Annotated in this window: 1 protein-coding gene (cut by both window edges); it reads right to left on the reverse strand. The window is 75.9% G+C overall.

The whole window is internal to an SDR family NAD(P)-dependent oxidoreductase gene (locus C0216_RS31380; RefSeq protein WP_114059168.1) on the reverse strand: the coding sequence, 19434 nt in all, runs 5549 nt past the left edge and 1029 nt past the right edge, and what appears here is coding positions 1030-13885 (codon 344, complete, through codon 4629, partial); the first complete codon in reading order (the gene reads right to left) occupies window positions 12854-12856. The start codon and the stop codon both lie outside this window.

Consider the following 12856-nt stretch of genomic DNA (forward strand, 5'->3'; position numbering starts at 1 on the left):
TCCGCTCGGGCTCGCCGGGCAGGACGGCGACCTGGGGGCGTCCCAGCCTCAGGACGAGGTCGAGCAGCCGCTCCCCCTCTTCCGCCTCCAGGTAGCGGAAGCCGGTGTCGGCGAGGTAGCGGCGCTCGTCCTCGGCATCGACGTGCATGCCTCCGGCGCGCCACATGGGCCAGTCGACGGAGACCGTGTGCCCGCTGCGGCGGCCCGCGCGGCGCAGGGCCTCCCGCTCCTCGGCGAAGCCGTCGAGGTAGCGGGCACCGACGGCGTAGTCGACCAGTCCGTAGTCGCCGAGCTGCCCGGCCAGCGAGGAGTACAGGACGAACAGGTCCAGCGGTTCGTCACGGGTCGCCTCGTCGAGGACCCGGGTGCCCTCGAAGCGGGCCCGCAGGTGGGAGCGGAACTCCGCGAGGTCCTTGCCCGGGAGAGGAGTGCGCGAGGCGGTCGCCGCCAGGTGGAACACCCCGTGCAGGGCACCCCACTTCTCCTTGACATCCGCCACGACGCGGGCCATGGCCGCCTCGTCCTCCACGGACGCCTGGTAGTAGGCGACCTCACCGAGAGCACGCAGGCCGGCGAGCTGCCCGGCCCGGTCCGCGGCCGGCGAGCGGCCGGTGAGCGCCACTCGGGCGCCGCGTGCCAGCAGGGTGCGGGCGAGCAGCAGTCCGAGGCCGCCCGCGCCGCCGGTCACCAGGTGGACGGTGCCCGGACGCAGCGGGGACGGGGTGACGGGGCTCGGGTCGGCCTCGGTGAGCACGCGTACGGTACGGCCGTCCGCGGAGAGCCGGACCGCAGCCGAGGAGAGCCGCTCGGCGGCCGCCTCGGCGAGCAGGGCGGCCGGTTCGACCCGGCCGGCGACACGTACGACACCGAAGGCGGTACCGGGCAGCGCGGCGCGCAGCGAGGCGTCGAACCCTCCCCAGGCCTCCGCCATCGCGCCCTCGGGCACCAGGACCTGGATCCGCGCGGCGGCCCGGGAGGCCGCCATGGCGCGTACGAGCAGGAAGACCGACTCCAGCCCCAACTCGGGGCGTTCGGGGTGGAGCAGGGGCCACTGGTGCACGATGCGGTCCGCTCCGGCCGCGAGCAGCCGGGCGTAGTCCTCGGCTTCGCCGGGACGGATCGTGACGGTGGTGCCCTCGTCGGCGTACGCCGATCCGGCGCGTACGGTCACGGCGCCGGGGACCGGCAGGTCGCCGAAGACCAGCACCCGGCCGGTGTGGGGGGTGGCGGGCGGTACGGGTTCGGCCACCCATGCGGCCGTGAACAGGCTGACGGGTGCCGGGCCGGCGGGGCCGTCGGCATCCTGGGAGCCGGAGGTCGGGGCGGCGGCCCCGCTGCCGCCCGCCGGGTCCGGTGCCGGGACGGCCTCGGCGGCCGGCGCCGCCGCGGCTCCGTCGGTGAACCAGTGCCGGTCGGCGGCGAAGGGGTACGGCGGCAGCGGGCGCAGCTTCGGCAGCCGCTCCCACCGGCCGGACCAGTCGACCGTCGCGCCCCGCACCCATGCCGCGGCGGTCTCCTCGTCGCCCCTCCCGTCGAACGGGGCGCGGTCGGCGTGCCGTTCCACGTGCCCCTGGTGGATTCCGGCGGGGTCTCCGGCGAGGTAGCGGCGCAGGACGGCCACCGCGTGCTCTCCCGAGTCGGCGACGAACGCCAGGCGTTCGGCGTGTTCCGTGCGGCCGCACTGAAGGGTGCGGGCGGTGCCGTCGAGGTCGTGCTGCCAGGTTTCCCGGGCGTCGACGAGGGAGCGGGCGGCTGCCCGCAGCCGCTCCGGGTCGCGGGCGGAGAGGACGAACACCGCCGGGCGGCCGGAGGGCGCCGGCTCGTCGGCCGGGTACTCCTCCAGCACGACATGGGCGTTGACCCCGCCGTAGCCGAAGGAGCTGACCCCGGCGCGGCGCGGGACACCGGGGGCCGCGGGCTTCCAGTCGCGTGCCTCGACCGCGATCTCGCAGGCCGTGCCCTCCAGAGCCAGGTGCGGGTTGCGTTCCGGGCCGTGCGGGTCCCCGGTGATCCGTCCGTGCCGCAGCGACAGCAGGACGCGCAGCACGGCGGCGATTCCCGCCGCCGGCTCCAGGTGGCCGATGGTGTTCTTCAGGGCACCCAGGGCGCAGTGCGGGGCGGCCGGGGCGGGATGGCCCCAGTCCCGGTAGAGCTCGGCGAAGGCCTGGCGCAGGCCGTTGGTCTCGGCGGGGTCGCCGATGACGGTGCCGGTGCCGTGCGTCTCGATATACCCGATGGTCGCCGGGTCCACGCCCGCCTCGCGGTGGGCCTTCACGATCACCTCGGCCTGGGCGCGCGGGTTGGGCGCGGTCAGCGAGTTGGAGCGGCCGCCGTGGTTGACGGCGGTGCCGCGCAGGACGGCGAGCACGGGGTTGCCGTCGGCGAGGGCGCGGCTGAGGCGCTTGAGCACCACGGCTCCGACGCCCTCGCCGCGCACGTATCCCTTGGCGTCCTTGTCGAAGGCCCGGCCCACGCCGTCGGGGCTGAGCATGCCGGCCCGTTCGAGGGAGGCGAAGGTGACCGGGGACAGCATGAGGCTGACGCCCCCTGCGATGACCGTGTCGCAGTGGCCGAGCCGCAGGGCCTCCGCTGCTCGGTGGAGGGCCACGAGCGAGCTGGAGCAGGCGGTGTCCACGGGTTCGCTGGGGCCGCGCAGGTCGAGGTGGTACGAGATGCGGTTGGCCAGCATGGAGGGGGTGAGGCCGGTCGAGGAGTAGGCGTCGGCGGCCGCGCCCGAGCGCTGCACGAGTTCGGCGTACTCGGACGAGCCGGCGCCGACGAACAGGCCGGTGTTGCTGCCGGCCAGGCGGGCCGGGTCGATGCCGGCGTCCTCCAGCGCCGACCACACCGTACGCAGCAGCAGCCGCTGCCGGGGGTCCATCCAGCGGGCCTCTCGGGGCGAGATGCCGAAGAACAGCGGGTCGAAGCGGTCGATGTCCGGTATGAAGCCTCCCCGGGTTATCCGGGTCCGGTCGGGGTGCAGGGCGGGGTCCCCGTAGTGGGCGACGGCGTCCCAGCGGTCGGCGGGGACGTCGCTGAAGAGGTCGCCGCCCTTCTGGAGGGCCGCCCAGAACTCGTCGAGGTTCCGTGCGCCTGGCAGGGTGCCGGCCATGCCGACGATGACGACGGGATCGTCCCGGCCCGGCACGTCCTGCGCGGCGGGTCCGGCCCGCAGGGGCGCGACGGCGTCCGGGTGCTGCTCCTCCAGCCAGGCGGCGAGCGCGGCGGGGGTCGGGGTGGCGAGCAGTTGGTCGGGGCCGACGGGCACACCGAAGGCGGTGGAGGCCTCGTCGGCGAGCCGGAGGAGCCCGAGGGAGTCCAGGCCGTGGTCGTGGAAGGACTCCGCCGGGTCGAGGTCGGCGGGAGCGTATCCGGTGACCGTGCCCAGCAGGGCCAGGACGGCGTCCCGGAGGCGAGCGCCCCGGGTGGCGGCGTCCGCTGCCCCCGGGGCGGCGGGGGCGGCGGGGGCGGCCGAGGTGACGGCATCGATCCAGCAGCGGGTGCGCGCGAAGGGGTATCCGGGCAGGGACAGCACGGGTACCGTGCCGACGCGGCCGGCCTCCCAGTCGATGGCCTCTCCGGCGGCCCAGCGGCGGGCCGTGTCGTGCGGGTCCGCGGCGGAAGGCGCGGACGGGGCCCCCGGCTCGGCGGTCACGACGCCGGTGTGACCCGCCGGCCGTCCGGCGAGGAACGCGTCGAGGGCCTCGGTGAGTTCCTCCGCGGACCGTGCGACGACGGCGAACCGGTGGGCCATGGCCTCCCGGCCGGTCTGCAGGGTGCGGGCGAACCGGAGCAGGTCGACGCCGCCGCCGCCCGCGACGCGTCCCGCGAGGTCGCGCAGGGTGGTGCCGCCGTGCACGGAGCCCGCCGCGACCGCGTCGCCGAGGCCGATCAGCCGCACCATCGTGGCCGGCTCCAGGCCCAGTTCGTCGAGCGGTTCGTCGACCGCCGTGACGGGGACGTCGGCAGCGGCGGCGATGTCGCGGGGGTCGGCGCCGGTGCCCTGCGAGCCGAGCCATGCCCGCATGCCCGCGACGACGCGGCGCAGGCCCTCCGCGTCCCGGGCGGAGAACGGGAAGACGTCCGGGCCCGCGGGGGTGTCGGGCCGCGGCTCCGGCGTCCGGTACTCCTCGACCACGAGGTGGGCGTTGGAGCCGCCCGCGCCGAATGCGCTGACGCCCGCGCGCAGGGGTTCGGGGCTCTTCCAGGGAGCGAGTTCGCGCTGCACCCGGAAGGGCACCCCGTCCCAGTCGACAGCCGGGTTGAGTGCGTCCGCGTGCAGGGAGGGCGCCAGTTCACGGGCCTTCATCTGGAGCAGGACCTTCGTGAGCGCCGCGATGCCCGCGGCCGACTCCAGGTGGCCGAGGTTGGACTTCACCGAGCCGAGCGCGACCGAACCGGCCGGCAGGCCGCCGAAGGCCCGTACGAGGCCGGCGATCTCGGCCGGGTCGCCCAGCCGGGTCCCGGTGCCGTGCGCCTCGACGTACGAGATCCCGTCGGCCGGCACTCCGGCCGTGCGCAGCGCCTGGGTGATGACCTCGCCCTGGGCGCCGGGGCTGGGCACGGCGAACCCGCCGGTCTTGCCGCCGTGGTTGACGGAGCTGCCGAGGATCACGCCGAGGATGCGGTCCCCGTCGCGCTCGGCCGCCGCCAGCGGCTTGAGCAGGACGGCGCCGACGCCCTCGCCGGGCACCATGCCGTCGCCGTCCGCCGCGAAGCTGCGGCACCGCCCGCTCTCGCCGGTGAACCCGCCGGCCGCGAGCTGGCGGTACTTGCGCGGGTGGGGGGCGAGGTTGACGCCGCCGGCGAGCGCGTAGTCCGCCTGTCCTGCGGCCAGGGCCTCGCAGGCGAGGTGGATGGCGGTGAGCGAGGAGGAGCACATCGTGTCGACGGCCAGGCTCGGCCCCTGGAAGTCGAGGAAGTAGGAGACGCGGTTGGCGATGGACGCGTAGCCCATGCCGCCGGCGAGGCCCCGTTCGTCCTCGAACAGCTGGTAGTGCCCGTACATCACGCCCACGTACACGCCGACGCGGCTGCCCCGCAGGCGGGTCCGGGTGTATCCGGCGTCCTCCACGGCGTGCCAGGAGGCCTGGAGGAACAGGCGCTCCTGGGGGTCGGTCAGCTCGGCCTCCCGCAGGGACATCTGGAAGAAGCGCGGGTCGAACTCGTCGATCCCGTCCAGGAAGCCGCCCCAGCGGCTCACGGGACGGCCGTCCGCTGTGTCCGCGGCCTGACGGTCCCAGCGGTCGGCGGGCACCTGGCGCACGCAGTCCCGGCCGGTCCGCAGGTTCTCCCAGAAGGTGTCGAGGTCCTCGGCCAGGGGGTAGCGGCCGGAGACGCCGACGATCGCGATGCGCCGGTCGGCGGCCGGCGCGGGCTGCGCCGGAGGGGCGGCCGGGCGCACCCCGGCGGCGGGCCGGGATGCGGCCGGGGCGGCGGCCGGTGCAGGTGCGGGCTCGGCGGCGGGTTCCCCGGTGGACTCGGCGGCGGGCTCGGGGAGGAGCGCGCGCACCCGGTCGGAGTGCCGCTCGACGAGGTACTCGGCGACCTCGCGGATGGTCGGGTACTCGAACAGCAGGGACACGGGCAGCTCTCCCATGCCCTCGGCGAGGACGTCCACGATGAGGGGCACCGTCAGCGAGTCGACGCCGAAGTTCTCGTACGTCTCATCGAGCCAGAGCCGCTCCCGCGGCACCTGGAGGATCTGCGCGAAAGCGTCCTTGACGTACTCCTGCGCGGCGTCCAGCAGCCCGCCGCCCTCCGTGCCGGACGGCTCCGCCGAGGGGAGCGGGGGCGCCGCTGAGCGCGCCGTCGCGGCGGGCGCCGCGACGCCGGGCGGGGTGCGGCCCGGTGCCGTCTCCGCGACCACCACGTGCTGGCTCAGCCCCTCGTCGGCCGGCACGGCCCGGCTGCGGGCGAAACCGGCCAGGGCGAGGGCCCTGCGCCATCCGGGTGCCGACAGCAGCGGTGAGCCGGGCAGCCGCAGTGCGGCGTCCTCGTGCAGCCACCAGCCGTCGAGCAGGCCGAACGTGAGGGTGGCGGTGAGGACGTTGCTGCTGGCCTCGTTGAGGACCAGTCGGCCGCCCGGCTTGAGCAGCCGGGCCACGGCGCGCAGGGTGGCGAGCAGGTCGGCGGTCGCGTGCAGCACGTTGGCCGCGACGACGAGGTCGGCGCTGCCCGGGGTGAAGCCCTGGGGCTCGGGGTCCTCGGAGATGTCGAGCCGCTGGAAGCGGACGTACGGGTGCTCCTCGGCGAACCGCTGCTTCCCGTGCCGCAGGAAGGCCTGGGAGATGTCCGTGTAGACGTACGCCACCTCCGTGCCGGACGCGGCGAGGGCGGGCAGAACACTCGCGGTGGTGCCGCCGGTGCCGGCACCGACCTCGATGACGGTGAGCGGGCCCTCGTGGCGGGACAGCAGGTCCTGGACGGCGCCGACGACGAGTTCGTTGGCGCGGTCGACGACGGGGCTGCCCCGGTAGGCGCCCTCGACGAGGGCGCTGGAGCCGCCCGGGAACATCACGTCGGTGGCGCGGACGGTGCCGCGCAGCACCCCGAAGAGGTTCTGCATGCAGGGGCGCAGCAACCGGTCGAAGCGGCCCAGCGCGGGCTCGCGCCGGCACAGCTCGACCAGGTCCGCCTCGGGGTCCCCGGCAGGCTCGCGCCCGGCGGGGACGAGTGCTCCTGCCCGGTCGTCGAGGAAGCCGGCCCCGGTCAGCTGGCGCAGGAGCTCGGTGAAGAGCCGGCGCCGCGCGGGGACGACGGCCAGCCGTTCGGCGAGGGCGTCGGGCTGCCAGGCCTCGGCGCCGTCGGGGAAGACCCCTTCTCGGCGGAAGAGCATCCACAGCCACGTGCACATGATCTCGGTCAGGCGGGCGTCGGCGGCCTCGGTGAGGAGCGGGGCGACCGGCGGCAGCTCGGCCAGCGCCGGTACCAGGGCCGTGTCGTCGGGCGGCGTCGCCGGGTCGGGCGGCGTTCCGGTGCCGGACAGCGTGGTCTGCGGGCCGGACGGCCGGACGGCCGTTCCGCGCGGCCGGGCGCCGACCGCGGCGAGTGCGGCCGCATCGGCCTTGACCGCGACGACCTGGCGGTCGTCGCGTCCGAGCACGGCGTGCACGGCGGCCATTCCCTCCTCGGGGGTGATCGAGTGGATTCCCGTGGCGGCGAGCCGCTCGCGGTAGCGCTCGTCGGCGACGATGCCGACGGTCCCCCAGTAGCCCCAGTTGATGACGGCCACGCGGGCGGGGAGCATCCAGTCGAGGTGGTGGGCGAAGGAGTCCTCGAAGGTGGATCCGGCCGCGTAGTTGCTCTGCCCGGCGCTGCCGGAGAGGGCGACGGCCGAGGAGAAGAACAGGACGAAGTCCAGGCCTGCCGCGTCGCGCAGGGCGGCGTGCAGGGCGACCGAGGTGTGCGCCTTGGCGGCGAGGACGGAGCGGAAGGTGTCCTCGGTCATCGTGGCGACTGTCTGGTCGCGCAGGACGATCGTGGCGTGGAAGACGCCGTGCAGGGCTCCGTGGGTGCTCCGGGCCCACTCGACGGCGTCCCGCAGCGCGGCGGGGTCGGTCGCGTCGGCCCTGCGGTAGGAGACGAGGGCGCCGTCGGGGTCGATGCTGCGCAGGCGGGCGCGGCGCTCGGCGTCGAGTTCGCCGCGGCCGAGGAGGACGACCTTCGCCCGGTAGCTCCGCACGAGCCAGGCGGTGAGTTCCAGGCCGATGCCGCCGGCCCCGCCGAGGACGAGGTAGGTGCCGTCCCGCCGGATCCGCTCCTGCGGCGGCGTGGCGGCGACCGGGACGAGCAGCCGGTGGTGCAGCACACCGCGGCGCAGGGCGTAGGGGCCGCCTGCGGGGGCGTCGAGCACGTCGGCGGAGGGCGCGTCGGCGGAGGAGCGGTCGACGACGGTCACCTGCCAGCGGGGGTGCTCCTGGGCCAGCGACAGGGCCAGTCCGTGCAGGCCGGCGGCGTACGGGTTGGCCACGGGCTCGTCCGCCGTGCTCAGGGCGTCCTCGGTGACGACGGTGAGGCGGACGGCCGAGCGGGTCCGCTGGAGGACCTTGGCAAGCCGGAACAGGGCGAGGACACCGCGTTCCTGGGCTGCTTCGAGCGCCGCGGTGTCGGCTGTCCCGCCCGTGGTACGGGGGGCGAGCAGGATGACGTGGTCGGGGCGTCCGGTGGCAGTGGCGGCGCCCTCCGGGCCGAATGCGGCGACGGTGCCGCCGAGACGGGTGCGCAGGGCCGCCGCGAGCGGCGCCGACTCCGGTCCGTGCACCAGCCAGGTGGTGGCTGCGTCGGGGAGCGGCTGCGGGGACCGGCCGGGCAGCTCGGTCCAGCGCGGTACGAACATCAGGTCGTCCGCGGCGGCGGCCGCCTCGGCGGAGACGGCCGTCCCGGTGGCGGCCCGCCGGGCCGGGGCGACACCGGGCGCGGGGCGCAGCGACAGGTCGTGCAGTCGCACGTGGACGTTCCCCTCGGAGTCGGTCAGGACGAGGTCGTAGCGGTCGGTGCCGACGGTGCGGACGTGGGCGTACCCGAGGTCCGTCACCGGGGCGTGGATCTCGGCCGCGGTGAGGGCGTACGGCACCATCGCGGGGCCGCTGTCCCGGTCCCGGAGGACGGCGAATGCGTGCAGGGCGCCGTCGACCGCCGAGGGGTGGAGGGCGGAGCCGGCGAAGCGGGCGGCTTCGGCCGGGATCCGCAGGCGTACGAGCGCCTCGCCGTCGCCCGCCGCGATCCATTCGACGGCCCGCAGGGCGGGGCCGTAGAACAGCCCCGCCGCGGCGAGGTCGTCGTAGAGGGACCCGCCGTCGTGGCGGCTGCCGAGGCGGGCCCGTACGGCGTCGATGTCCAGGCTCGCCCCGGCGGGCTCGGACAGGGGCCCCACCTGTCCCTCCGCGAGGAGTTCGCCGGCGTCGTCGCGCAGGTCGAAGCGGGTACCGGTGTCGCCGCGGCGCAGCCGTGTCCGTGCCGTGCGCTCGGCTCCGGCCACGACGAACGGCCGCAGCCAGCGGACGTTGGACAGCCGCAGCCGCTGCCCCGCGCCGGCCTCCTCGGCGGCGGCGCGTGCCATCTCCAGGACGGCGGCCGCGGGCAGCAGGCGGGTCTCGCCGAGCCGGTGGCCTCCGATATACGGGTGCTCGGGCGCGAACGCGGTCCGGTACGTGAGGCCGTCCAGGCTCCCGGCCGGGTCGACCGTGTCGAGCAGGGGGTGCACCGTATCCGCCGCGGTGCGCCCGGCGGCCGGCGCGGGCGGCGTCCAGATGGCGTCGGTGAGCCAGCAGCGGAGCTCCTCGAAGGGGTAGCCCGGCAGCGGCACCCGGCGGCCGCTGCTCTCCGGCCACGCGACGCGGGCTCCGGCGGCCCAGGCGGCGCCGATCGACGCCGGGTCGGTGCCGGTGGGGGCGGCGGCGCGGGCGGCGCGGCCGCGGGCGCTGCCGGTCCACACTCCTGACGGGTCCTCCCCGCGCAGGCGGGCCACCAGCTCGGCGGCGGTCGAGGCCAGGACGACCATGCGGTCGGCCCACTCCTCGCGCCCCTGCTGGAGGGTGAACGCCACATCCGCGAGACGCGGCGAAGATCCGTCCGCAAGGCCGCGCTCCAAGGCGTCGGCCAGTTCGGCGGCGAGGACGGGGAGTCGTTCGGGTGCCTTGGCGGAGAGGGGGAACAGGTACGGGCCGGACTCCTGCCCGGGGGCCGGCGGGGCGGCGTACTCCTCCACGACGACGTGCGCGTTGGCCCCGCCCGCGCCGAAGGAGCTGATGCCCGCGCGCCGGGGTGCGCCGTCGGGCCGGGGCCAGGGGGCGAGGTCGCGCTGCACGCGCAGCGGGGTCGAGCCGAAGTCGATGTTCGGGTTGAGCGGGTCCGCGTGCAGCGAGGGCACGAGTCGGCCGTGCCGCATCTGGAGGAGGATTTTGCACAGCCCGGCCATGCCGGAGGCCGACTCGAGGTGGCCGACGTTGGACTTGACCGAGCCGATCGGAAGGCTGCCCGGGGGCAGTCCGGCGTCGGCCAGCGCGCGGGCCAGCCCGCGGATCTCGACGGGGTCGCCGAGGGCGGTTCCGGTGCCGTGTGCCTCCAGGTAGCCGAGGGTGGCCGGATCCACGCCCGCCTCCCCGAGCGCCTGTGCGACGAGGTCGCCCTGCGCGACGGGGTTGGGCACCGTGAAGCCGTTGGTGCGGCCGCCGTGGTTGACGCTGGTGGCGAGGATGACGCCGTGGATGTGGTCGCCGTCCCGGACGGCGTCCGCGAGCGGCCGGAGCAGCACCGCGCCGACGCCCTCGCCGGGCACGTAGCCGTCGCCGTCCGCGCCGAAGCTGCGGCAGCGGCCGTCGCTGGAGGTGAAGCTGCCCTGGCCGAGGAAGCGGTACTTGTACGGGTGGACGTGCAGGTTGACCCCGCCCGCGACGGCCATGTCGGTGTCCCCGGCGCGCAGGTCGCGCACGGCCAGGTGGAGGGCCGTCAGCGAGGAGGAGCACATGGTGTCCACGCCCAGGCTGGGGCCGGTGAGGCCGAGGGTGTAGGAGACGCGGTTGGCGATGGAGGCGTGCGAGGAGGCGCCGATGCGGCCGTCCTCGGCTTCGTGCAGCTGGTACAGGCCGTACATAGCGCCGACGTACACGCCCACGCGGTGGGAGCGCAGGTCCGCGCGGGTGCGTCCGGCGTTCTCCATGGCGTGCCAGGCGGTCTGCAGGAAGAGCCGTTCCTGGGGGTCGATGATCTCCGCCTCGCGGGGCGAGATGCCGAAGAAGAGCGGGTCGAACAGGTCGATGCCGCGCAGGAAGCTGCCCCAGCGGCTGTAGCGGGCCGCCCGGTCGGCGGGCGTGGCCTGGTCGTATGCCCGCCAGTCCCAGCGGTCCTCCGGGATCTCGGTGATCAGGTCCCGGCCGGCCCGGAGGTGGTCCCAGAACTGGTCGAGGGTGTCCGATGCGGCGAAACGTGCGGCGACCCCGACGATGGCGATCGGCATCGGGCCCGAGGGGGCGGGGGCCGGGCGAACGGCAGGGGCGGCGGACACCGGCCCCACGGGCCGGGCCGCCGGTGCCGGGTCGGCTCCGGCCACCGGGTCGGATCCGGTCACCGCCTCGTGGTGGGGTGCCTGCTGGGGCGCGGGCGCCGACTCCGTGAACCGGGGGCCGTGGTGCTCGGTGAACCAGCCGGCGAGGGAGCGCAGGTCCTGGTACTCGAAGAACAGGGTCTTCGGCAGGGATCCGAAGTGGTCCTCCAGGCGCCGGGTCGCGTCCATGATCAGCAGCGAGTCGATGCCGAACCGTTCGAACGGCGTGTCCGCCTCGATGTCCTCGGCCGGGATCTCGAAGACCTCGGCGAGCACCCCGCGCAGGAACTCCTCGGCCGCGTCGGGGGACGGCGCTGCAGGCTCGGCGGAGGGGGCCGGCGGGGCGGAGGGAACGGCCGCCCGGGCGGGGGCGGACGCGGCCGACGGTGCCGGAGCGTCCAGCACCCCCCGCAGGCGGGCCAGGTTGCCGTGCGCCACCAGGACATGGTCGCCGTCGTGGCCCAGGGCCCGGTCGAAGGCGTCCAGTGCTGCGTCGGTGGGCATGGCCACCAGCCCGACCTGGCGGGCCATCCGGGCTGCCGCGGCCTCGTCGGCGTCGACGCGGATGCCCCCGTCGGCCCACAGCGACCACAGCACGGAGAGGCTGCGGCCGGGGCGGTCGCTGCCCCGGCGCCAGGCCGTGAACGCGTCCAGGAAGCGGTTCGCGTAGGCGTAGTCGGTCTGGCCGGGGCTTCCCGCGGCCCCCGACATGGAGGAGAACGCGATGAAGAAGTCCAGGGGGTCGCCGGCGGTGGCCCGGTCCAGCTCGACGGTGCCGCGGACCTTGGGGCCGAGCACGTCCGCGGTCTGCCGGTCGGTCTTGCCGATCAGCAGTGCGTCCCGGGTGGTTCCGGCGAGGTGCAGGACGCCGTGGAGCGGCCCGAAGGAGCCGTGGATCCGCTCGACGAGGTCCGCTGCGGCGCCGGGGACGCCCAGGTCGGCGGGCAGGTAGTGGACGTCGAGGCCGGCGGAGCGCAGCGGGGTGAGGTCGGCATGCGCCGAACGGCCCGTCAGGACGTAGCGGGCACCGCCTCCCAGATGGGCGACCAGCCGGCGGCCGATGGCGCCCGCGCCGCCGGTGACCAGCACGGTGCCGCGCGGTTCGAGCGGTGCCGGGGCGGGGGCGACGGGCTCCCAGCGCGGCACCTGCCGGCCTGCGGCCGTGTAGCGGACGCGGAAGGCGTGGGCGGCGCGCGCCTCGGACTCGACGGCGGCGGAGAGGCCGGCCGTGCCCGCGTCGACCGCGGCGACGAGGAACTGCGGCTCCTCGTGGGCGAGGGCCCGGGCGAATCCGTCCAGTGCCTCGGCCCGGGCGTCCTCGATCCCGCCGGACGTGCGGAACACGTGCAGGACGCGGACCGGGCGGCGGGTCGGCTGGGCCGCCCAGGACCGGTACAGGCCGGTGAGGGCGGGCAGCGGGTCGCCGCCCGCGGTGTGGACGAGGAGGATTTCCTCGTCACGGGGGAAGACGGAGTCCCCGGTGGTGCGCTCGGCTCCGGCGAAGCCCTCCTCGCCGAGCACGAGGGTGCGTACGGGACGGCCGGCGGCCGGAGCCGGGGCGTCCTGCCAGCGCTGGACCAGCAGATGGGCGCCGATGCCGCCGTCCAGGCGGGCGGCGCCGTCGACGGGCCGGGTGACGACGGCGCGCAGCCGCACGCGGACGCGGCCCTCGTCGTCGGCGAGCGCAATGTCGTGGCCCGTCGCGGTCCGCACGGCGTGGACGTGGCCCTGCTCGGGCAGCGGTCCGAAGATCTCGACAGCATCGAGGGAGAAGGGCAGTTCCCGCGAGCGCGGGGCCGTGGGGTCCTCGTC

Origin of the sequence: Streptomyces globosus (assembly GCF_003325375.1) — a bacterium.
Taxonomy (GTDB): domain Bacteria; phylum Actinomycetota; class Actinomycetes; order Streptomycetales; family Streptomycetaceae; genus Streptomyces; species Streptomyces globosus_A.